We start from the raw sequence: 20,388 nt of genomic DNA on the forward strand, positions 1-20,388 counted from the left end.
CTGCACTCGCCTACTGGTTCCGGTCGTGGAGCGGTGGACCGAAGGTGCCGAATCGCCGCGATGAGTGCTGCCGGCCGCAGACCAGAGATACTGAGACGACGCGATCCGATCGAAGGAGACCCCGGATGCCCACGCCCCCCCTTGCCCGTCAACGCTCAGTCCGCTTCAGGAGAGTCGATCGAGTTCGACGCCATCATCGTGGGAGCCGGCCTGGCGGGACTCGTGACGGCCGGCGAACTGCTCGATGCGGGCAAGCGCGTGCTGGTGGTGGAACAGGAGCCGCCGCAGTCGCTCGGCGGGCAGGCGTTCTGGTCGTTCGGCGGACTCTTCCTCATCGACTCCCCCGAGCAACGCCGCATGGGTGTTCACGACTCGCTCGAGCTCGCCAGGCAGGACTGGTTCGGAACCGCGGCCTTCGACCGTGAGGAAGACCTCTGGCCGCGCCGATGGGCGGAGGCGTACCTCGAGTTCGCGGCCGGTGAGAAGCGTTCCTGGCTGCGCTCGAAGGGTGTGAAGCTCTTCCCGGTGGTCGGCTGGGCCGAGCGCGGCAGCGGCACGGCGGGAGGGCACGGCAACTCCGTTCCGCGCTTCCACATCACGTGGGGCACGGGGCCGGGCCTCCTGCAACCGTTCATCGCACGGGTGCGGCAGGGCCACGCGGACGGCCGCGCGACGCTGGCGCACCGGCACAGGGTCGACGAACTCCTCATCGACGACGGACGGGTGGTCGGGGTTCGGGGCAGCATCCTCAGAGAAGACGACATGGAACGCGGAGTCGCCAGCAACCGCGACGTCGTGGGCGAATTCGAGTTCCGCGCGCCCGCTGTGGTCGTCACCTCGGGCGGCATCGGCGGCAATCACGAGCTCGTGCGTCGCAACTGGCCCGAGCGCCTCGGCACTCCGCCCGCGCACATGCTCGCCGGCGTTCCCGCCCACGTCGACGGACGCATGATCGGCATCAGCGAGCAGGCAGGGGCGCGCGTCATCAACGGCGACCGCATGTGGCACTACACCGAGGGCATCCAGAACTGGAGCCCGGTGTGGCAGAACCACGGCATCCGGATCCTCCCCGGGCCTTCCTCCCTGTGGTTCGACGCGGAGGGCAATCGGCTGCCCGCACCGCTGTTCCCCGGCTTCGACACGCTCGGCACACTCGAGCATCTGCAGCAGACCGGGCACGATCACTCGTGGTTCGTGCTCACGCAGAAGATCCTCGAGAAGGAGTTCACCCTCTCGGGAAGCGAGCAGAACCCCGACCTCACCGACAAGAACATCGGCCTGCTCCTGCAGCGGGTGCGGCCGGGTGCGCCGGCCCCCGTCGAGGCCTTCAAGCAGCACGGGGCCGACTTCGTCGTCGCCGCGACGTTGCCCGAGCTCTTCTCGGGCATGCGTGCGATCTCCGACGTGCCCTTCGACGACAAGGCGATCGAACGCACCGTGCTGGAGCACGATCGCGAGCTCGACAACGGGTTCTCGAAGGATGCCCAGCTCACCGCGATCACCTCGGCACGGAGATACCGGGGCGACAAGCTCATCCGCGTGGCGTCGCCGCACAAGTTCCTCGACCCGAAGGCGGGACCGCTCATCGCCGTGAAGCTGCACATCCTCACCCGCAAGACGCTGGGCGGACTGGAGACCGATCTGCAAGGGCGTGCCCAGAACGCCGAGGGGACCTCTGTGCGGGGACTGTACGCGGCTGGCGAGGTCAGCGGGTTCGGCGGCGGCGGAGTGCACGGCTACCGATCGCTCGAAGGAACGTTCCTGGGCGGATGCCTATTCTCCGGCAGGCAGGCCGCCCGCGGCGTGCTCGCAGATCTCCGCTGATCGGGCCGTGACATCGCCGACTCGCTCGGCATACAACGGTTCGGCCGGATCCGAACGCCGGCTGCCGCGATTCAGCCGCGCAGCGACCAGGCCGCCCGCTTGACGAGGACGTGACCTCTGCGCATCGTCAGCCGGGTCCACGGACCGGTTTCATGAACCGTGACGATCTCGTCGGGCTCCACGACGAAGCCGAGCGAGTGGGCCGCGAACCCCGCGCCCGCTACGACATATTCCAGTTCCGGCATGGGCTTGCCCCACACTTCTCCGCGCACCCGCTGCACCAGCTGCTCCCCCGCTTCCCGCGGGATCGCCGCCGCCACCTCGGCGATGCCTTCCGCTGCGGCACGCTGCAGCACGAGCGCCGTGGTCTGGCCGACCTTCCGCCATCCGCCGCGGGGAGGCGTGATGCCCGCCCACGTCACGGTGCTCACCTGAAGAGGAAGCCTGATGCCGATCGGCTCGGGCTCGCCGTCTTGGCCGGGCGGGACATCCGCTGCCCTGGCCAGCCTGTCCAAGAGCGACCTGGTGGGAACGACGGCGTCGAACACGGTGGCGCGGTCGGTCACGAAGGTGCGCAGTCCGAGCACCGTGGGGATGTGGTCGAGAAGGCTGCGCGGGTACAGGATCGCCGTGTAGGCGGCCAGGACGCCCGAGCCGGCGATCAGGCGCACCGACCCGTCTTCGACGCGACCGGCGCGTGACAGATACACCTGAAGGTCCGACACGGCCAACGTGTCCGCCAGGGAGAATGACTCACTCATGTGCTGTCTAAACTAACGGAATGCGGCCGCTCGTTCGGCCGGGTCGCGCTCGATGCGGCCTCACGACGACGCGAACCGAGAGGCACGATGACCACTCCCCTTGACGGCCTGCTCACCGCCCTCGACCTCAGCGACACCGGTGCACGCACCGATGAAGACATCTTCACGGGTCCGAGCCAGTGGATGCCGCACGGTCGCGTCTTCGGCGGCCAGGTGTTCGCGCAGTCGCTCGTCGCGGCGATGCGCACAACGCCAGAGGGGCGTGCCGTGCACTCCATGCACGGATACTTCTTGCGGCCAGGCGACGTGAACCAGCAGATCACGTTCTCGGTCGACCGCATCCACGACGGCCGCTCCTTCTCGACGCGGCGCACGCAGGCCTACCAGAACGGACTGCCGATCCTGTCGATGATCGCCTCGTTCCAAGACCCCGGCGACGGCCTCGATCATCAGGTGGAGATGCCGGCCGATGTTCCCGCCCCGGAAGAGCTCAGAAGCGACACCGAGCTGCTCGCCGGGTTCGAGCATCCCGTCGGCAAGTACTGGCGCGAGGAACGTCCCTTCGATCTGCGGCACATTCCCTCGCCGATCTACTTCACCGTGGAAGGCGAGCACGTGGCGCACCAGGCCGTGTGGTTCAAGACCTTCGGCCGCCTGCCCGACGATCCCGACCTGCACCGAGCTGCGCTCGCCTACGCCAGCGACTACTCGATTCTCGAGCCCGTCATGCGCAGGCACGGGGTGGCATGGGGCACACCGGGCCTCAAAATCGCCAGCCTCGACCACGCCATGTGGTTCCACAGGTTCAGCCGAGTCGACGAATGGCTCCTCTTCGTGCAGGAGTCGCCGAGCGCCACGGGTGGCCGCGGCCTCTCTCTCGCTCGCATCTACACCCGTGAGGGGATACTCGTGGCCAATGTGGCGCAGGAAGGCATGGTGCGGCTCTCGGGCGGCGCCGCATCCTGACATCCGACACCATCACCTCGTCGGCGTAGACCGACAGACAGGAGCCTCGTGTCCAGCGAGAACCGCAGCACGCAGATCACCCGACGCACCGCGCTGGTCGCGGCGACCGGAGCCGCCGGCGTTGTCTCTCTCGCCGCCTGTTCACCCACGACGGCTCAGTCGGGCTCGACGGGCATCGGTGCCACCGTGACGCTGAAGCTGTCGGAGATTCCCGTCGGAGGCGCCGTCTCGCGCACCGTCGCGGACCAGCCGATCCTCGTCGCCCAGCCGAAGGCCGGCGCCGTCGTCGCGTTCTCCGCCATCTGCACCCATCAGGGATGCGTCGTGCAGCCGACGAACGGCGAGTTCGACTGCCCCTGCCACGGCTCCCGGTTCAACGAGTCGACCGGCGACGTCATCCAAGGCCCGGCACGGCTGCCGCTGAAGAAGCTCTCCGCCCGAGTGAAAGGCGATTCCGTCACGGTCTCGGTGTGACGCGACTAACGTCGGTGGAACTCGATCGCCGGCTCGCTGTACGGCGTCCAGGCCGCACGCTCGCGCTCGTTGATGCGACGGGGTCGACCGGTCGCGGCATCGACGAGCACGATCGTGGTCGCGGCCCTCGCGTACAGCGTCGCCGGCTCCGCCGCCACAGGTGACCAGACCTCATAGCAGAGCTCGAGGCTCGCACCGCCGAGCCGGCCCACCCAGATCTGGATGTCCAATGGCTGGCGCAGATACGGGATCGGCGCCAGGTACTCGATCTCCTGCCTGGCGATGAGGCTCAGCGTGTCCGCTCCCGGACGCCCGTCCAGCACCGCCGTCGACGTGCCGGCCGCCTCCCCCGTGTCGGGGGCGTCGTCGGCGGTCCACAACGCGAGGATGCGCGCCTCTTCGAGCAGGCGCAGCATCTCGGCGTTGTTGACGTGACCGTACGCATCCAGGTCGGCCCAGCGCAGCCTGATCGGCACATTCAGGCGCATGGCGGTCAGTCCCTGGTGAGCTTGCGGTACGCCGAGCGGTGGGGCTTGGCGGCGTCCGGCCCGAGGCGCTCGATCTTGTTCTGCTCGTACGCCTCGAAGTTGCCCTCGAACCAGTACCAGTTCGCGGGGTCTTCGTCGGTTCCCTCATAGGCGAGGATGTGCGTGGCGATGCGGTCGAGGAACCACCTGTCGTGCGTGATCACGACCGCGCAGCCCGGGAATTCGAGCAGCGCGTTCTCGAGGCTGGAGAGCGTCTCGACGTCGAGGTCGTTGGTCGGCTCGTCGAGCAGCAGCAGGTTGCCGCCCTGCTTCAGCGTGAGCGCGAGGTTGAGGCGGTTGCGCTCACCACCCGAGAGCACGCCGGCCTTCTTCTGCTGGTCCGGCCCCTTGAACCCGAAAGTGGAGACATAGGCGCGGCTGGGTACCTCGGTCTTGCCGACCTGGATGTAGTCGAGTCCGTCGGAGACGACCTCCCACAGGGTCTTGTTGGGGTCGATGCCGCCACGGCTCTGGTCGACGTAAGAGATCTCGACGGTCTCGCCGACCTTCAGCTCTCCCCCGTCGAGCGGCTCGAGGCCGACGATGGTCTTGAAGAGCGTGGTCTTTCCGACGCCGTTCGGGCCGATCACGCCGACGATGCCGTTGCGGGGCAGCGTGAAGCTCAGGCCGTCGATGAGCTTGCGGTCGCCGAAGCCCTTCTGCAGGTTCTTCGCGTCGATGACGACCTGGCCGAGGCGCGGCCCCGGCGGAATCTGGATCTCCTCGAAGTCGAGCTTGCGTGTGCGCTCCGCCTCGGCGGCCATCTCCTCATAGCGCGCAAGGCGTGCCTTCGACTTCGCCTGGCGACCCTTGGCGTTGCTGCGCACCCACTCAAGCTCCTCGGAGAGCCGCTTGGAGAGTTTCGCGTCCTTCTTGCCCTGCACCTGCAGGCGCTCGCGCTTCTTCTCGAGATAGGTCGAGTAGTTGCCCTCGTACGGGTAGAGGTGACCACGGTCGACCTCGGCGATCCACTCGGCCACGTGATCGAGGAAGTACCGGTCGTGGGTGACGGCGAGCACGGCGCCGTGGTACTGCTTCAGGTGCTGCTCGAGCCAGAGCACGCTCTCAGCGTCGAGGTGGTTGGTCGGCTCGTCGAGCAGCAGCAGATCGGGCTTCTGCAACAGCAGCTTGCACAGCGCCACGCGACGCTTCTCTCCTCCTGACAAGACAGAGACCGAAGTGTCCGACGGTGGGCAGCGCAGGGCATCCATGGCCTGCTCGAGCTGCGAGTCGAGGTCCCAGGCATCCGCGGCGTCGATCTGCTCCTGCAGGGTGCCCATCTCGGCAAGCAGCGCATCGAAGTCGGCGTCGGGGTCGGCCATGGCAGCGGAGATCTCGTTGAACCGATCGACCTTCGCCTTGATCTCGCCGACACCCTGCTGAACGTTCTCGAGCACGGTCTTCGACTCGTCGAGCTCGGGCTCCTGCATGAGGATGCCGACGCTGAAGCCGGGCGTGAGCTTCGCCTCGCCGTTCGACGGCTGATCGAGCCCTGCCATGATCTTGAGGATGGTGGACTTACCGGCACCGTTCGGGCCGACCACACCGATCTTCGCTCCCGGCAGGAACGCCATGGTGACGTCGTCGAGGATGAGCTTGTCGCCCACCGCCTTTCGGGCGCGGACCATCGAGTAGATATATTCGGCCATGCGCTCCAGTCTATGGGCGGCCGACGCACCGTTTCGCCCGCCAGACTGCGCCGCTCAGTGCACAGGGACGGTGTCGCCGATCAGGCACTTGCCCGTGCTGAGCACCGAGGCGACCATGCTGTGATAACCGCCGATGTCCTGGCCGAACTGGCCGATGAGGCATCCGTGATTGATCAGCACGGAGAACTGCACCGACCCGGGTGTGAGATTCACCGTGGTGCGGTCAGCCGTCATCTGCATGTCGGCCTTGTCGAACCCCGCCGCCGCGAGTCCTGCGACGAACTGCTCGGCGGTGGGGTTCTTGGCCGTGTTGATCGTTCGCTGGTTGACGTAGTCGAAGAACGCCTTGTTCTCTTGTGCGCTGCCCTTCGGAGCGAGCGTCGGTGCCGCAGTCGGCACCGCGCTCGAGGTGGTCTGCGACGAGGTCGGAGAGGTGGTCGGCGTCGGCTGTTCGTCGGATCCCGTGCACCCGGTGAGCATGATCAGCGCCGCTGCAGCGACCGCGACGGATGTCGCGCCCGCGAGGCCGCGCGGAACACTCCGGACCCTGCCTCCCGCCACGGGCCGACTCCCCTCTGCGTCCACACCGGTTGGATGTCGCGTGGCGCCTGTGCAGTCTAGGGCGCCGAGTCCTCGCCTTGCCTGATGACGACGCCCCCGTCGCTCAGAAGGGCGTCTCGACCGGCTCCGCGAAACCGGAAAGCTGTTCCTCACCGATCGACCCCGTAGGCCGCTCGTTCCGTTCGTGCGCGTTCGCGTCCGGCTCCGCCGCAGTGCCGCCGTCGGCCATGGCGCCGCCGGACGAGCCGTCCGGGCCACCGGGAAGGGCCCAGCCATCGCCGTCGACGGACGGCGTGGAAGACTGATCCTCCTCGTCGAGCTGGCCGTGGTCGGCCGCTGCGTTGCCGTCGGCCGATGGAGCCGATGCCGCGGCAGAGGGCGCCACGTCTTTGCGGAACTGCGAGGTTCCGAAGGTGAGGTCGTGGCCGATGGCATCCGCGACGATCTCGACAGCTGTGCCGTGCTTGCCCTCCTTCTCCCAGTTGGCCACTTTCAGACGGCCGGCGACCACGACACGGTCGGACTTGGAGATCGAGTCCCTGGCGTGCTCGGCGAGGCGACGGAACGCGACGACCGTGTACCAGTTCGTCTCACCGTTCTCCCATGCGCTCGTCGTGCGGTTGTACTTGCGCTGGATCGACGCGAGGCGGAACGTCAGCCTGGCGAAGCCGTTGCCGACGATGTCGAGCTCTGGCGGTGTGCCGACGATTCCCGCGGCGAAGATGGTGTCGGGCATCCTGGTGCTCCTTCTGCTTCTCAGAATCGGATGGTGCGGTACGACTGGCCGGGACCCGTTGTGCAGGGAGCCCGCTCGGCCGGGGGCAGGCGTGCCGTGTCGAGCACGCACGCGCCACGTCGCTCACTCTCGCTCCAGCGACAGCGCCGCCACGGCTCGGAGTGCGCAATGGTGGACAACACGCATACAGGGGCGACAGTGGACGGGAAGCCGTCGGGAGCCGGGACGCCCCAATAGCATCGGCTCCATGACTTACACCGCCGCTCCGGACCGCTACGACACGATGAGCTACCGACGCACGGGCTGCAGCGGTCTGCTGCTGCCGGCGGTGTCGCTCGGCTTCTGGCACAACTTCGGCGACGCGCGACCGATCGACACCCAGCGCGCCATCATGCGCCGCGCCTTCGACCTCGGGGTGACGCACTTCGATCTCGCGAACAACTACGGCCCGCCCGCAGGGTCTGCCGAGCGCAACGCGGGACGCATCCTCGCCGAAGACTTCGCCGCGCACCGCGATGAGTTGATCGTCTCCACCAAGGCCGGCTACCACATGCACGCCGGTCCCTACGGCGAGTGGGGTTCGCGCAAGTACATGCTCTCGTCGCTGGATGCCTCTCTGCGGCGGCTCGGGCTCGACTACGTCGACATCTACTACTCGCACCGGCCGGACCCCGAGACCCCTGTCGAGGAGACCATGGGTGCCCTCGCGACCGCAGTGCACACGGGCAAGGCGCTCTACGTCGGCGTCTCGAACTACTCGCCGGAGCAGACGCGAGCCGCCGCAGCGGCGCTCGCCGAGCACGGTGTGCCGCTCCTCATCCACCAGCCGAGCTATTCGATGTTCAATCGCCACGTCGAGCGCGGTCTGCTCGAGACCCTGGACGAACTCGGCATCGGCTCGATCGTGTTCTCACCGCTGCAGCAGGGTCTGCTCACCGACCGCTATCTCGGTGACGGCATCCCGGTCGACTCGCGTGCCGCCACCAGTGTGTTCCTGCGTCCGGAGAACATCACGGACGACTACCTCGATCGCGCTCGCGCGTTGAACGAGATCGCCGCGGCCCGCGGCCAGTCGCTCGCTCAGCTCGCCCTGTCGTGGGTGTTGCGTCATAGGCAGGTCACGAGCGCGCTCATCGGCGCATCGAGCGTGGCCCAGCTGGAACAGAACGTGGCCGCTGTGCATGCAGCGCCGTTGGACGACGACGTGTTGGCGGCCATCGAGCCGCTCGCCGTCGACGGAACCGGCCGCGGCTGAACGACTCGCGCACCGTGCACGCGTCGCGGTGATCGGATCGTGACCGTCGGCCTCGGCATGCCTTCCCGGCCGACGCCCGTGCGCCGCGTAGTCTGCGCATCATGCAGTGGTGGAATGACTTCTGGGATTGGTTCACGTCGAGCGACGCGCAGCCGGTGATCTTCACCGGGGCCGTCATCCTCGTTTCGATCATCGTCTCCGGGCTGCTGTCGGCGTGGATCGCACGTGGTGCGATCAGGGGGCTGCTGACGCGTTCCGAACGCGAACAGAAGGCCGCCGCCGTCGCAGCCCTCGTGGATGCCGCCGTCGAGGCATCCGTCTGGAACTCGCTGACCCCGGCAGAGCAGGTGCTCTCCGACCGTTCCGTCGGGCAGGCCGACATCCTCGTGCGACTGCTGCCCGTCAAGGGCGCCGGCGTCGCGGCCGACTGGGTGGCGCACCAGCTCTCCGAGCTCAAGCGCAACTCGGCGACCTATGGCTACAGCCTCGAGCCCGCGATCGTAGAATTCCGCGACCGGCTCGTCGAGTGGCAGAACAAGCCCCGCCGCGCACGCAGACTCTTCCTCGAAGACCTGCAACGCTGGCGTTTCGAGCGCACCTCGAGTTCCGACGCCGCAGGCGTCGAACAGCAGCAGGATGCCTGGGTCGCCCGCGAGCACCACGATCGTCACGCCGAGGCCGACGCCGCCCCCGCCGACGTGACGCACGCTGCGGAGCCCGCAGCGGCATCCGCCGACTCCGCTCCCGAGCCGATCGCCGACACCCAGGTGCTCGACGACTACGAGATCGCCGGCCCGGTGGGTGCGTACTCCGCACGCAAGTCCACCGGACTGGAAGCAGACTGACCGCCCGACCGCGATCGAGAACCGGGGGCCCGCTGCTCTGCGCAGCGGGCCCCCGGTGTTTTCGTCGCAAAGGGACCTGACGACCGCACGGTCACCGGCCGGGGCGCCACCACGCGTCGAACGGAGTCGCAGGCAGGTGGCGCTTGTGGGCGCTGCCCAGATACTTCGCCTCGATCGCCTCCGCGATGTCGTCATCGACGTCGCGGCCCTCCAGATAGGCGTCGATGTCGCGGTAGCCGATACCGAGGTTCGCCTCGTCGGTCTGTCCGGGAGTGTCGTCGAGCAGGTCGGCGGTGGGCGCCTTCTCGTAGAGCCGCGCCGGTGCGCCCAGGTGTTCGAGCAGCTGCCTGCCCTGGCTCTTCGTGAGCCCGGTGAGCGGAGTGAGGTCGACGCCGCCGTCGCCGAACTTGGTGAAGAACCCGGTCACCGCCTCGGCGGCGTGGTCGGTGCCGACCACGAGGAGGCCGTTCTGACCGGCGAGTGCGTACTGGGCGACCATGCGCATCCTCGCCTTGACGTTGCCCTTGGTGAAGTCGCGGATCGGCTCCCCCGCCGCAGCGGTGAACTCCGCAGACACTCCGTCGACGCCCGGCTGCACGTTGAAGACGGCCGTGCGCTGCGGCGCGATGAACTGCAGGGCCAGCTGGGCGTCGTCTTCGTCGGCCTGCACAGCGTAGGGCAGACGCACGGCGATGAACTCGGCGCGCTCCCCCGCCGCGACCAGCCGTTCCACAGCGAGCTGGCAGAGCCGGCCGGCCAGCGATGAGTCCTGGCCGCCCGAGATGCCCAGCACGAACCCGTGGGCCTTGCACGCCCTGGCGTACTCGACGAGGAACCTCACGCGGGACTCGATCTCCGCGGCGGGGTCGATCACGGGCTTGACGTCGAGTTCGCGGATGATCTCCGCCTGCAGTTCTCGCATAGGTTGCACCCTATTCCCGACATGTTTCGGGCAGGAAACGGGCGACGGGTCACGACGCGGCGCGCCCGCCCGCGGCTGTGCGAGCAGCCGCGTCGATCTGCACCGGGTAGCCCTCGCGGAGCACCGCGGCCGTCGACGGCGGCGTGATCATCAACGCCCTGCCCGAGTGGGGACGAACGGATGCCTCCCCATAGCCGGTCGCCGTCCACGGGACGAGCGCGTCCCCGAGCACCAGGGCCGGGGCCGTCTCGGACAGCACGAACGCACCGTCGGGGACCTCGCGCCACGCGACCTCGTGCAGACGACGTCGGTGGGTGCCCGCGTACAGGCGCTCGGCATGGAGACGAGAGTTGACCGCGTTCGCCGACGGGCGTGCGGCGCCGGCGGCGGAGGCCCAGGCATCCACATACGCCGTGTACGACGCATGGCGGCACTCCGCGCACGGCCGATGGCCGGCGGCGAAAGCCACCGCCTCATCGCGGAAGAACAGGAACGTGTAGTGGTGCGGCTGCCACTGCGGTTGCCAGCGACCGCGGAACTCGAGGCCGCAGACGATCCAGAGCGTGCCCGAGTGGAAGCGGACGATGTCGTGGCCGTCGTGGAGCCGACCACGATTGCCCGTCCACGCCCCGCGCAGCGGAATGGCGACGATGTCGCCCAGCGGCGTGACCCGGTTGCGTTCGGGCATCGCGTTCACCCCCTGCCGGCGCACAACTGCCGCGCCGATTCACTCCATCAGTGCCCCCGGCAGGAATCGAACCTGCGACCAAGAGATTAGAAGGCTCCTGCTCTATCCGCTGAGCTACGGGGGCCAGGGCGGCTACCAGGCTACCGCAGACCGTCAGATGGCTTTCGCCGCCGCGACGAGCACCTGAGCAAGAGTGGGCGCGCCTTCGGCCCGGAACACCTCGACGCCGCTCTCATCGCGAACGATGACGGTCGGCGTCTTTCTGATGCCGGCCGCGACGGCCTCGTCTTCGTGGCGCACCACGTCGAACTCGGTCACCGTCGCGGCGGGAACCAGGCGTTCGGCTTCCGCCAGCACGAACCGCGCGCTCGTGCACGCGCCACAGAAGGCCGAGGTGTACAGCTGAAGCTCCACATGCGGAGTCTAGGTCGAACCCACGGGCACCACTCCGGCATCCGCGGGCTCCGACGGGGGTCGCGGATAGACTCACGGCATGCCGACTGCGAACGACGCCCTCGTCTGGATCGACTGCGAGATGACCGGGCTCGACCTGGAGACCGACGAACTCGTCGAGATCGCCGTGGTGATCACCGACTTCGACCTTGTGCCGGTGGATCCCGGCATTGACATCATCATCAAGCCCGATCAGAGTGCGCTCGACAACATGGGCGACTTCGTGCGCACCATGCACACCACGAGCGGCTTGATCGAGGAGATTCCGCACGGCAAGAGCCTGGCCGAGGCGGAGTACGAGGTCATGGAGTATGTGCTCAAGTACGTGCCGAACGAGCAGAAGGCGCCGCTCGCCGGCAACACGATCGGCACCGACAGGATGTTCTTGGCCAAGTACATGCCACGGCTCGACGCGCACCTGCACTACCGCAACGTGGACGTGTCGTCCATCAAGGAGCTGGCTCGCCGCTGGTTCCCTCGCGTGTACTTCAACGCGCCGGGCAAGAACGGCGGGCATCGAGCACTTGCGGACATCCGCGAGTCGATCCGCGAGCTCGACTATTACCGCAAGGCGGCCTTCAACGCGGAGCCGGGGCTGACGTCTGAGGAGTGCCAGAAGATCGCGACCGAGGTGGTCGAGCGCTGGGCTCCCCGCATGTCAATCTGAGCCTCCGGCGTGTAATAGAATCGTCTGGTTGCCCTCCGCGAGGGCGGCATGGTGGGTATAGCTCAGTTGGTAGAGCGCCTGGTTGTGGTCCAGGAGGTCGCGGGTTCAAGCCCCGTTACTCACCCCAAGGAGAGCCGAGAGCCGCGCGAGCTCGCTCGCATGGCCGAGGCCGACGCAGGGGTCGCAGGCGCATGCCGCCGAGCACCCGCAGAGAGCGAGGCCGAGAATGCTGGCATTCTCGGGCCGAGCGAACAAGGGTTGAGGCGCGCAGCGCCGATCACCCCAAGGAGAGCCGAGAGCCGCGCGAGCTCGCTCGCATGGCCGAGGCCGACGCAGGGGTCGCAGGCGCATGCCGCCGAGCACCCCGAGAGCGCACCTCATGCCTCTCCCATGGCACGCTTGACTCGTGATGAGCATGGACGCCGACGGGTTCGAGCGGCTCGTGATCGACGAACTCGACGCGCTTCCCGACGACATGGTCGACGGCCTGGAGAACGTGGCGTTCGTCGTCGAGGACAGGCCGGCGGATGGATCGCTCGATCTGCTCGGCGAGTACGACGGAACAGCCATCACCGACCGCGACCGGTACGGCTTCGGCGAGCTTCCCGATCGGATCGTCCTGTACCGCGAGTCGCTGCTCGCGATGTGCGACGACGAGGAGCAGCTCAGAGACGAGGTGCACATCACCCTCGTTCACGAGATCGCACACTACTACGGCATCGACGACGAGGAACTTCACGAACTCGGCTGGGCCTGATCGTCACCGGGCCGAGCGTTCAGCGCGACGGGTCGTCTTCGGGATCACTCTCGTACGGGTCGCTGTCCGACGCGTCGAAGGAGTAGCGCACGTGCAGCTCGCCCTGCACCTCGCGGCTGTCGACGGCCTTGTACTGGAACTGCGACTCGATGCCGTCGATGGCGGCGTAGGCGCTCACCAGCTTGTCGTACTCGCCGCGCACGAGATAACGCCGCTCCGCGGTTCCCTCCAAAGGCCCGTCAACGTACTCGACCACGTACTCGGTTGCGACGTCGCTCATGCGACGACATTACCCCGCGAAGACACGAAATCGGCCGCCCGCCGACTCGTGTCACCGGCCCGGCAGGCATGGCAGGACCGGTCAGTCGCTCCTCAACAGCTCGGTGGTGTCGAGCACGATGTCCGCGAGCGCACGGGGATGCTCCTCGCGCACGAAACGATCCCATTGCGTCTGCCATTCGTCCCAGTGCGCGTCGTAGGCGCCGGCATCCCTGGCCAGCGCTCGACGCTTGCGAACGTCGTCGTCAGCGGTGAGCCAGACGCGCAGGGTCGCGAGCGGCGCCGTGGAGCGGGTGAGGCATCCGCACCCTTCTACGACCAGCGGATGCCCGGGCACCACCGCGTGCCATTCGGCGGCCTCCGAGGCGGTCCAGTCCCAGCGACGCCACCCTCCGTCGCGGCCGGCATGAAGCGGGGCCAGCAGACCGCTCTGCACCTGGTGCGAGGCCGGCCGGAGTCCCTGCCAACCGGGGTAGATGTCATCCATGCGCACGAGTCGCGCCGGCCTCTGCGGCCACGCGGCGACCACCAGATCGGCGAAGGTGGACTTGCCCGCGCCACTCGGCCCGTCGACGAGCACGATCGGCTGGGGCGAGCACTCCAGCGCGGTGCGCACGACGAGCCGCGCGGATGCCGCCGCCTGCGCACTCGACGACACCTCGCCACCTCGCTCCCCCGCCTCGGCGGCCTCTTCACGAGACAACGAAGCTCCACGTTCCCGCGACTACAGCGCACGACGCCGCGATGACGGCGATCGCTGCACCTATCGCCACCATCGCGGTCTCGGCGGCCCCGAATCGCGACGACCTGGCCCAGGTGCGCGCGCTGTCACCGCCGAATCCCTTCGCCTCCATCGCGGTGGCGAGCTTGCTGCCGCGCCGCAACGAGAGCACGAGCAGGGCGAAGGCCTGCGAGCCCCAGCGCCGCAGCACGGCGATCGGGTTGCGGCCATCGCCCAGGCCTCTGGCACGCCTCGCCATCGCCAGCGCCCGCCAATCGTCGACGAAGAGCCCGACGAGACGAAGCGCCGCAAGCGCGCCGAGAACGAAGCGCGCAGGGAGACGGACCAGCTGCGCCAGGCCGTCGGCGAGTTCTGTGGGGTCCGATGTCGCGAACAGGATGACGCCGGGGATCCCGATCGCCAGCACGCGGAGTGCGATCGCGCCGGCCAGCGCGAGCGAGCCCTGCGTCACGGTGACGAACCCGAGCCTCCACACGGTCTCGCCGCTGTCCGCGCCGTACAACGCCGTCGCGATCGCCGCCGCGACGGCGGCGATCCAGATCGGGGCGGTGCGCAGCCAGAACTGTCTGGCGCTCACTCCCGCGAAGGGCAGGAGCACGGCTTCGAGCACCAGAGCGACTCCTGCGGAGACCCAGTCGATCGTCAAGACCAGGGTCAGGGAGACCAGCAGCGCGGCGCCGAGCTTGGCGACCGGGTTGATGCGGGCGATGCGGCTCGAGTGCAGGTCGGGGGTGAGAACGATGCTCATCGGGAGGTCCCCGTCCTCTCGGCGAGCACAGCGTCCCCGTCTCGACGGCCGGCACGCGCCGACGAGGATGCCCCGCGCAGCTCGAGCACGTCGTCCGCGAGCACGCGCACGAGCGCGTCGTCGTGCGTGACGGCGATCACGGCGTGTCCGGCGGTGAGCAGTTCGTCGAGGAGGGCGGCGAGTTCGCGCCAGGTGCGGGCATCCTGACCGAAGGTGGGCTCGTCGAGCACCAGCAGGTCCGGCCTTGTGGCGAGAGCCGTCGCCACGGACAGGCGACGCTTCTCGCCGCCGGAAAGGGTGAACGGGTTGGCGTCGGCGAGTCGGGCCAGACGCAGCCGCTGCAGCAGCTCGTCGACCCGCCGCTCGGTCTCTCTGCTGCCGAGCCCGGTCACGAGCGCGCCGACGGCGAGCTCGTCGCGCACCCGCGCCCGGACGAACTGATGCTCGGGGTCTTGGAACACCGAGCCGATGCGGCCGACGAGTTCCCGTGAGCGCCAGCGCACCGGTTCGCCTCTGCTGCCACGGCTCAACGCCGGAGTCGCCTCGAGCGTGCCAGAGACGGGAGGCAGCAGCCCGGCCGCCGTGAGCGCGAACGTCGACTTTCCCGCCCCGTTCGGGCCGGTCACGGCGAGGGCGCTTCCCCTGGCCGCGGTGAAGTCGATGCCGGTCGCCGCGACCTGCGCCGTACGCATGCCGAACGGGGTACGTCCCACGCCGAGCGATCGCCCCAGCAGCAGCGGATTCCCCTGCACGGCGGGCGCCCGCGTGCGGTCGAACGTCGTGCCCGGCAGCCAGATGCCCGCCGCCTCGAGAGCGGCGGCTTCGCTCCGCAGCACCTTCTCCGGCTCCCCCTGGGCCAGGATGCCGCCCCGGGAGTCGAGCACGATCACGCGGTCGACGACACCGGCCCACACCTGCACGCGGTGTTCGACGATGACCACCGTCGCCGAGCTCTCCTGGGCGAGCGCCGCGACGGCATCCCGCACCTCGGCGACGCCGATCGGGTCGAGGTTGGCGGTCGGCTCGTCGAGCAGGAGGAGCCCCGGACGCATGGCGAGCGCCCCCGCCAGGGCGAGACGCTGCTTCTGGCCGCCGGACAGCGCGGAGGTCGGAGTGTCGAGCGGCAGATCGAGTCCGACCGCTTCGAGCGCTGCCCTGACCCTGGGCCAGATCTGCTCCCGCGGAACGCCGAGGTTCTCGCACCCGAAGGCGACATCGTCGCCGACCCGCGCCATGACCGTCTGCGCATCGGGATCCTGCAGCACGAGCCCTGAGCGTCCACGTGTGGCGCTCGGCGCCTTGCCGTCGACGGTGAGCGTTCCGACGGACTCGCCCTCGTCATCGCCGCCCAGCACGCCGGCCAGCGCGTGCAGCAACGTGGACTTGCCTGCACCGCTCGCTCCGAGCAGAAGCACGCGCTCGCCCGGCTCGATGTCCAGGTCGAGCTCGCGCACCGCCCACCGTGAGCGGCCGGCGTGCCGCCATCCCCAACTGCGGGCCGTGACCCTGGCACCGGGGCCGGCGACATCGTCGCGGGTCATCTAGGCGGCGCTCCCGGAGCGCCCGCCCGCCGTGGGCGCTCCGTCGACGTGACGCGGCGCATCCTCCGGCCCGTCGTCGACGACGCGCACCCTGCGTCCCGCCTGGAACCTGTTCAGAGCGCCCGTGGCCGCGAGCCCCCGGACGGCGAGCCAGCCCAGGAGCCCGGCGATGACGACGCCGGAGAGCACGGCCGTGCCGAAGTAGAGCCACTTCTGGGCGGCGTTCAAGGCGGCGAGCGAGGTGAACGTCGTGTCGAGGATGCCCGTGCTCGCGCCTGCCAAAGCGCCCGCGAACAGTGCTCCCCACACGTTCCACACCCGGTAGAGCAGGATCGCGAACGCGATCTCCGCCCCCAATCCTTCCACGGCTGCCCAGATGAAGTCGGTGAAGCCCCACGCGTTGCCGATCAGCATCTCGACGACGCCCGCGACGATCTCGGTGAAGAGCGCGGCGCCCGGCTTGCGTACGATCAGTCCGCCGAGCACCCCCGCGAAGAGCCAGCCGCCGGCGAGCAGGCCGGCCGCTCCGGGGCCGAGGAAGGTCAACGCCGCCGAGAGCGGAGTCCAGGCCAGGCCCCATGCCCAGAAGATGACCCCTGAGGCGACGCCGACGACGGCCGCGACGATGATGTCGACGACGCGCCAGCGATAGACGCGAGGGGGAACGTGCCGCCGTGGCGGCGATGGTTGCGTGCACTGTGCGTGCCCTTTCGTTCTGATGAAACGTGGGCACGGGTGGAGGCTCCGCACGATGCGGACCCCTCCAAGAGATGGCCTCCCTGCGCTGGCATGATCCAGATCAGGTTCGACGGTCGAAGGTTGGAGAACCTTCCTCTCAGCCCGGCTCACCGGACTCCCGTGTTCGACCATCGAGTATAGTCAGCCCGGTGCGGCCCGCGCCGTCACGCGAAGGTTCTGCACTGCTCGAGGAGGCGGCGATGGTCATCATGTGGGTGCTGTTCGCCGTCGCACTCGCGTTCGTCGTTCTTCTGCGCCTGATGATCATGCGTCAGCGCAAATTCGAGCGACTCGTGCAGGAGCGCCGGGCTCAGGCCGCGCGCGCGAGCGGCCCGTGCCGCGGCGGAGCGGGCACGGGCCGAACAGAACGCAGGGCGAGAGCTCAGCGCCGACGGCGGCGGCCGCGCAGACTCCTGAACACGAGCGCGACCCCGGCGGTGACAGCCCACACGAACGGGATGGCCACGGCAAGCAAGGCGATCGGGTTCGGATCGAAGCGCACCCCGGTCTTGTCTTTGTAGTAAGCACCGATCGGCACGCTGGCGCCTCCGCCACCGCCGCCGGAACCCTCGATGGAACCCTGATCGCCTTCTCCTCCGCCGAAGCCGAACCAGGCAAGCGCCACCGGGATGACGGTGACGTCGTCGATCGTGATGGGGTCGCCGTAAGCCGTGTGCACGCCTGCGGTGGCTTTGACGTTTTCTGCGAGCTTGAGCACGAAGTCAGCCATGACCCCACGCTACCCGCGGGACGGCCCCTGGTCACGGGTCCGATCGCCGGGTCGCGGATCGGCCGCGGAGTCGCGCCTTCCCGAGCGACCTTCCTCCCGTTCCCTGAGCACGCCGGCATTCGCCGTGTCACCGACGCTGCGCGGCCTCGTGCCGACCAGCGCCGCGGACGTGATCGTGCCCGCGCCGAACCGTGCCGCCACCCTGTCGACCGCCTGCTCCGCATCGCGCCAGTCTTCGTCGGGATCCCACAGCAGAGGCGCGCCCGCGCCGTCGGCCAGCAGGTTCTCGCCGCGCACGCCGAGGAGCCGAACCGCGTCGCCGGGCTGCAGCGCGGCATCCAGCAGCTCGACGGCCTCGGCGAAGATGCGCTTGCCCACGTTCGTGGGCTCGGCGAGCGTGCGCGATCGAGTGATGGTGCGGAAGTCCGCGAACCGCAGCTTGAGCGACACCGTGCGTGCCACGAGCGAATGCGAACGCAGTCTCGCTCCGACCTGCGTGGCGAGGCGAAGGAGTTCGCGCCGCGCTACCGCCCGGTCGGTGACGTCGTGTTCGAAGGTCTGCTCGTGTCCGATGCTCTTCTCGCGGGATTCGGGCTGCACGGTGCGCGGGTCGATGCCGTTGGCCAGCTCGTGCAGCCGAACACCCGACACGTCGCCCACCCAGCCGCGGAGCACGTCGAGCGGGGTGGATGCCACGTCTCCGACGGTGCGAAGACCGTAGCGGTGCAGGGTCTCCTGAGTCGACGGACCGACGCCCCACAGCGCGCCGATCGGCAGTGGGTGCAGAAATTCGAGCGTCTCGGCGACGGGGATCACGAGCATCCCATCCGGCTTGGCCATGGTGGAGGCGAGCTTCGCCATGAACTTGGTGCCCGCTGCTCCGACGGAGCACGTGAGCCCGGTCGCATCGAAAACCCGACGCCGGATGCCTGCTCCGATTCGCGCCGGCGACCCCAGCAGTCGCACGGCGCCCGCCACGTCGAGGAACGCCTCGTCGATGCTGACCTGCTCCACCAGCGGCGTGACATCGCCGAGGATGCCCACCACGAGCTTCGAATAGTGCGCGTACTTGTCGAAGTGCGGCTCGAGCACGACCGCGGACGGGCACAGGCGCAGCGCCTGGGCGACGGGCATCGCGCTGCGCACGCCCGCCCGCCGCGCCTCGTAGGTGGCGCTGGAGACCACGGCGCGCCCTGATGCGTGGCCCACGATGGCAGGAAGGCCGACCAGCTCCGGATGATCGAGCAGTTCGACGGACGCGTAGAAGGCATCCATGTCGACGTGGAGCTTCGTGGCGCCGGCGTCGTCGACAGGGCCGACGGTGACCCGTCTGTCCCTTCCGTCACCGCGTCCCACGGCTTCAGTCTCGCATCGACCGGCGACACTGCGTCGCCGTCACCGGTCGCACGCGGGCCGTGCTGCCGGGGCACGGCCGATAACGTTGAAACCATGCAATTTCGATACCTCGGCAACAGCGGACTCAAGATCTCCGAGATCATCTACGGCAACTGGCTCACTCACGGATCGCAGGTGGAGAACGAGGTGGCCACGGCATCCGTGCACGCCGCCCTCGACGCCGGCATCACCACCTTCGACACCGCGGACGCCTACGCGAACACCGCAGCGGAGAAGGTGCTCGGCGACGCGCTGAAGGGTCAGCGCCGTCAGTCGCTGGAGATCTTCACGAAGGTGTACTGGCCGACCGGGCCGCGCGGCCACAACGACACCGGTCTCAGCCGCAAGCACATCATGGAGTCGATCGATGGCTCGCTCGAGCGTCTCGGCACCGACTACGTCGATCTGTACCAGGCGCACCGCTACGACAGCGAGACCCCGCTCGAGGAGACGATGCAGGCGTTCGCCGACATCGTGCGCGCGGGCAAGGCGCTCTACATCGGGGTGAGCGAGTGGAACGCGCAGCAGCTGCGCGACGCGCACGCGCTGTCGAAGGAGCTCGGCTTCCAGCTCATCTCCAACCAGCCGCAATACTCGATGCTGTGGCGCGTGATCGAGGCCGAGGTCGTGCCGACATCCGAGGAACTCGGCATCTCCCAGATCGTCTGGTCGCCGGTCGCCCAGGGCGTTCTCACCGGCAAGTACAAGCCGGGGGCAGAACTGCCCGCCGGCAGCCGGGCCACCGACGAGAAGGGCGGCGCGGGCGCGATCAAGGACTTCTTGACCGACGACGTGCTCGGCGCCGTGCAGAGGCTCCAGCCGATCGCCGACGAGGCGGGCCTCACGCTCGCCCAGCTCGCCGTGGCGTGGGTGTTGCAGAACCCGAACGTGGCCGGTGCCATCGTGGGTGCTTCTCGCCCCGAGCAGGTCGCCTCGAACGCGCAGGCTGCCGGCGTGACGCTCGACGCCGAGGCACTCAAGCGCATCGATGAGGTCATCCTGCCGGTCGCGAAGACCGACCCGTCGCTCACGAAGTCGCCGGCGACGCGCGTCGCCTAGCCGACGCAGACGATCGGTTGAGGGGCGCGCCACCGAGGTTGACGCACCTTGAGGAGCGGGTTTCGAGACGC

Annotated in this window: 23 protein-coding genes, 2 tRNA genes and 1 riboswitch; of the genes, 9 read left to right on the plus strand and 16 right to left on the minus strand. The window is 68.7% G+C overall.

What is annotated here, in order from left to right; translation table 11 throughout:
• Window positions 1–141 precede the first annotated feature (141 nt).
• Window positions 142–1,824, plus strand: a complete 1,683-nt coding sequence (locus tag FPZ11_RS03880; protein WP_246846513.1) for an FAD-binding dehydrogenase — start codon at window positions 142–144, stop codon at window positions 1,822–1,824.
• A gap of 71 nt (window positions 1,825–1,895) precedes the next feature.
• Here FPZ11_RS03880 and FPZ11_RS03885 read toward each other — a convergent pair whose 3' ends face one another.
• The gene (locus FPZ11_RS03885) at window positions 1,896–2,585 is read right to left on the minus strand and encodes a DUF8185 domain-containing protein (RefSeq protein WP_146318536.1); all 690 of its coding nucleotides are present in this window, start codon (window positions 2,583–2,585) and stop codon (window positions 1,896–1,898) included.
• Between the two features lie 87 nt (window positions 2,586–2,672).
• Here FPZ11_RS03885 and FPZ11_RS03890 point away from each other — a divergent pair, with 87 nt between their 5' ends.
• Window positions 2,673–3,551 carry an acyl-CoA thioesterase gene (locus FPZ11_RS03890; protein WP_146318538.1) on the plus strand — a complete coding sequence of 293 codons (879 nt, stop codon included), beginning with the start codon at window positions 2,673–2,675 and terminating at the stop codon, window positions 3,549–3,551.
• 48 nt (window positions 3,552–3,599) lie between these two features.
• Entirely contained in the window at window positions 3,600–4,025 is a 426-nt protein-coding gene (locus FPZ11_RS03895) for a QcrA and Rieske domain-containing protein (RefSeq protein ID WP_246846514.1), read from the plus strand.
• A 5-nt stretch (window positions 4,026–4,030) separates the two neighbouring features.
• Here FPZ11_RS03895 and FPZ11_RS03900 read toward each other — a convergent pair whose 3' ends face one another.
• From FPZ11_RS03900 to FPZ11_RS03915, 4 genes are all read right to left on the minus strand, one after another.
• Window positions 4,031–4,513 carry an acyl-CoA thioesterase gene (locus FPZ11_RS03900; protein WP_146318540.1) on the minus strand — a complete coding sequence of 161 codons (483 nt, stop codon included), beginning with the start codon at window positions 4,511–4,513 and terminating at the stop codon, window positions 4,031–4,033.
• Window positions 4,514–4,518: 5 nt separating this feature from the next.
• Window positions 4,519–6,201, minus strand: a complete 1,683-nt coding sequence (gene ettA / locus FPZ11_RS03905; protein WP_146318542.1) for an energy-dependent translational throttle protein EttA — start codon at window positions 6,199–6,201, stop codon at window positions 4,519–4,521.
• Between the two features lie 54 nt (window positions 6,202–6,255).
• Window positions 6,256–6,762, minus strand: a complete 507-nt coding sequence (locus FPZ11_RS03910) for a DUF6993 domain-containing protein (protein WP_146318544.1) — start codon at window positions 6,760–6,762, stop codon at window positions 6,256–6,258.
• A 103-nt stretch (window positions 6,763–6,865) separates the two neighbouring features.
• Complete coding sequence (locus FPZ11_RS03915) at window positions 6,866–7,498, minus strand: single-stranded DNA-binding protein (RefSeq protein ID WP_146318546.1); 633 nt, start codon at window positions 7,496–7,498, stop codon at window positions 6,866–6,868.
• A 247-nt stretch (window positions 7,499–7,745) separates the two neighbouring features.
• Here FPZ11_RS03915 and FPZ11_RS03920 point away from each other — a divergent pair, with 247 nt between their 5' ends.
• Together FPZ11_RS03920 and FPZ11_RS03925 are read left to right on the plus strand one after the other, a co-directional pair.
• A complete protein-coding gene (locus FPZ11_RS03920) occupies window positions 7,746–8,753 on the plus strand; it encodes an aldo/keto reductase (RefSeq protein WP_146318548.1) in 1,008 nt (335 codons plus the stop codon).
• A 101-nt stretch (window positions 8,754–8,854) separates the two neighbouring features.
• Window positions 8,855–9,598: a hypothetical protein gene (locus FPZ11_RS03925; protein ID WP_146318550.1), complete on the plus strand. Its 744-nt coding sequence runs from the start codon at window positions 8,855–8,857 to the stop codon at window positions 9,596–9,598.
• Window positions 9,599–9,689: 91 nt separating this feature from the next.
• Here the strand turns inward: FPZ11_RS03925 and nadE are convergent, their stop codons facing one another.
• The 4 genes from nadE to FPZ11_RS03945 form a co-directional block, all read right to left on the minus strand.
• Entirely contained in the window at window positions 9,690–10,520 is an 831-nt protein-coding gene (nadE, locus tag FPZ11_RS03930) for an NAD(+) synthase (protein WP_146318552.1), read from the minus strand.
• 49 nt (window positions 10,521–10,569) lie between these two features.
• The gene (locus FPZ11_RS03935; protein ID WP_146318554.1) at window positions 10,570–11,208 is read right to left on the minus strand and encodes a hypothetical protein; all 639 of its coding nucleotides are present in this window, start codon (window positions 11,206–11,208) and stop codon (window positions 10,570–10,572) included.
• Window positions 11,209–11,259: 51 nt separating this feature from the next.
• Window positions 11,260–11,332, minus strand: a tRNA-Arg gene (locus FPZ11_RS03940).
• Window positions 11,333–11,361: 29 nt separating this feature from the next.
• A complete protein-coding gene (locus FPZ11_RS03945; protein ID WP_146318556.1) occupies window positions 11,362–11,622 on the minus strand; it encodes a thioredoxin domain-containing protein in 261 nt (86 codons plus the stop codon).
• Window positions 11,623–11,701: 79 nt separating this feature from the next.
• Here FPZ11_RS03945 and orn point away from each other — a divergent pair, with 79 nt between their 5' ends.
• The 3 genes from orn to FPZ11_RS03960 all read left to right on the plus strand — a co-directional run bounded on the left by orn (window position 11,702) and on the right by FPZ11_RS03960 (window position 13,085).
• Window positions 11,702–12,328 carry an oligoribonuclease gene (gene orn / locus FPZ11_RS03950; RefSeq protein ID WP_146318558.1) on the plus strand — a complete coding sequence of 209 codons (627 nt, stop codon included), beginning with the start codon at window positions 11,702–11,704 and terminating at the stop codon, window positions 12,326–12,328.
• A gap of 51 nt (window positions 12,329–12,379) precedes the next feature.
• Window positions 12,380–12,455: transfer RNA gene (locus FPZ11_RS03955), tRNA-His, on the plus strand.
• A gap of 282 nt (window positions 12,456–12,737) precedes the next feature.
• A complete protein-coding gene (locus tag FPZ11_RS03960) occupies window positions 12,738–13,085 on the plus strand; it encodes a metallopeptidase family protein (RefSeq protein ID WP_146322680.1) in 348 nt (115 codons plus the stop codon).
• Window positions 13,086–13,104: 19 nt separating this feature from the next.
• Here FPZ11_RS03960 and FPZ11_RS03965 read toward each other — a convergent pair whose 3' ends face one another.
• The 7 genes from FPZ11_RS03965 to dinB all read right to left on the minus strand — a co-directional run bounded on the left by FPZ11_RS03965 (window position 13,105) and on the right by dinB (window position 19,219).
• Window positions 13,105–13,365 (minus strand): hypothetical protein, encoded by a 261-nt coding sequence (locus FPZ11_RS03965; RefSeq protein WP_146318560.1) that lies wholly within the window; start codon window positions 13,363–13,365, stop codon window positions 13,105–13,107.
• 81 nt (window positions 13,366–13,446) lie between these two features.
• On the minus strand, window positions 13,447–14,067 hold the full coding sequence (locus tag FPZ11_RS03970) for a nucleoside/nucleotide kinase family protein (RefSeq protein ID WP_246846515.1): 621 nt from the start codon (window positions 14,065–14,067) through the stop codon (window positions 13,447–13,449).
• Window positions 14,057–14,854, minus strand: a complete 798-nt coding sequence (locus FPZ11_RS03975; RefSeq protein WP_146318562.1) for an energy-coupling factor transporter transmembrane component T family protein — start codon at window positions 14,852–14,854, stop codon at window positions 14,057–14,059. The genes FPZ11_RS03970 and FPZ11_RS03975 overlap by 11 nt, the downstream gene beginning before the upstream one ends.
• A complete protein-coding gene (locus FPZ11_RS03980) occupies window positions 14,851–16,395 on the minus strand; it encodes an ABC transporter ATP-binding protein (RefSeq protein WP_146318564.1) in 1,545 nt (514 codons plus the stop codon). The genes FPZ11_RS03975 and FPZ11_RS03980 overlap by 4 nt, the downstream gene beginning before the upstream one ends.
• On the minus strand, window positions 16,396–17,145 hold the full coding sequence (locus FPZ11_RS03985; RefSeq protein ID WP_246846516.1) for an ECF transporter S component: 750 nt from the start codon (window positions 17,143–17,145) through the stop codon (window positions 16,396–16,398).
• Between the two features lie 9 nt (window positions 17,146–17,154).
• A riboswitch (TPP riboswitch) is annotated at window positions 17,155–17,265 on the minus strand.
• A 250-nt stretch (window positions 17,266–17,515) separates the two neighbouring features.
• The gene (locus FPZ11_RS03990; RefSeq protein ID WP_246846517.1) at window positions 17,516–17,863 is read right to left on the minus strand and encodes a hypothetical protein; all 348 of its coding nucleotides are present in this window, start codon (window positions 17,861–17,863) and stop codon (window positions 17,516–17,518) included.
• A gap of 9 nt (window positions 17,864–17,872) precedes the next feature.
• Entirely contained in the window at window positions 17,873–19,219 is a 1,347-nt protein-coding gene (dinB, locus tag FPZ11_RS03995; RefSeq protein WP_146318566.1) for a DNA polymerase IV, read from the minus strand.
• 93 nt (window positions 19,220–19,312) lie between these two features.
• On the opposite strand from dinB, the gene FPZ11_RS04000 reads away from it, so the two are divergent.
• Window positions 19,313–20,317, plus strand: a complete 1,005-nt coding sequence (locus tag FPZ11_RS04000) for an aldo/keto reductase family protein (RefSeq protein WP_146318568.1) — start codon at window positions 19,313–19,315, stop codon at window positions 20,315–20,317.
• Window positions 20,318–20,388: the final 71 nt, after the last annotated feature.

The organism is Humibacter ginsenosidimutans (genome assembly GCF_007859675.1).
GTDB lineage: Bacteria > Actinomycetota > Actinomycetes > Actinomycetales > Microbacteriaceae > Humibacter > Humibacter ginsenosidimutans.

Coding starts and splice junctions, on each gene's coding strand:
- FPZ11_RS03885 (WP_146318536.1), bottom strand. CDS start 2,585: ATGAGTGAGTCATTCTCCCTGGCGGACACGTTGGCCGTGTCGGACCTT.
- FPZ11_RS03890 (WP_146318538.1), top strand. CDS start 2,673: ATGACCACTCCCCTTGACGGCCTGCTCACCGCCCTCGACCTCAGCGAC.
- FPZ11_RS03900 (WP_146318540.1), bottom strand. CDS start 4,513: ATGCGCCTGAATGTGCCGATCAGGCTGCGCTGGGCCGACCTGGATGCG.
- ettA (WP_146318542.1), bottom strand. CDS start 6,201: ATGGCCGAATATATCTACTCGATGGTCCGCGCCCGAAAGGCGGTGGGC.
- FPZ11_RS03915 (WP_146318546.1), bottom strand. CDS start 7,498: ATGCCCGACACCATCTTCGCCGCGGGAATCGTCGGCACACCGCCAGAG.
- FPZ11_RS03920 (WP_146318548.1), top strand. CDS start 7,746: ATGACTTACACCGCCGCTCCGGACCGCTACGACACGATGAGCTACCGA.
- FPZ11_RS03925 (WP_146318550.1), top strand. CDS start 8,855: ATGCAGTGGTGGAATGACTTCTGGGATTGGTTCACGTCGAGCGACGCG.
- nadE (WP_146318552.1), bottom strand. CDS start 10,520: ATGCGAGAACTGCAGGCGGAGATCATCCGCGAACTCGACGTCAAGCCC.
- FPZ11_RS03935 (WP_146318554.1), bottom strand. CDS start 11,208: ATGCCCGAACGCAACCGGGTCACGCCGCTGGGCGACATCGTCGCCATT.
- orn (WP_146318558.1), top strand. CDS start 11,702: ATGCCGACTGCGAACGACGCCCTCGTCTGGATCGACTGCGAGATGACC.
- FPZ11_RS03960 (WP_146322680.1), top strand. CDS start 12,738: ATGAGCATGGACGCCGACGGGTTCGAGCGGCTCGTGATCGACGAACTC.
- FPZ11_RS03965 (WP_146318560.1), bottom strand. CDS start 13,365: ATGAGCGACGTCGCAACCGAGTACGTGGTCGAGTACGTTGACGGGCCT.
- FPZ11_RS03975 (WP_146318562.1), bottom strand. CDS start 14,854: ATGAGCATCGTTCTCACCCCCGACCTGCACTCGAGCCGCATCGCCCGC.
- FPZ11_RS03980 (WP_146318564.1), bottom strand. CDS start 16,395: ATGACCCGCGACGATGTCGCCGGCCCCGGTGCCAGGGTCACGGCCCGC.
- FPZ11_RS03990 (WP_246846517.1), bottom strand. CDS start 17,863: ATGGCTGACTTCGTGCTCAAGCTCGCAGAAAACGTCAAAGCCACCGCA.
- FPZ11_RS04000 (WP_146318568.1), top strand. CDS start 19,313: ATGCAATTTCGATACCTCGGCAACAGCGGACTCAAGATCTCCGAGATC.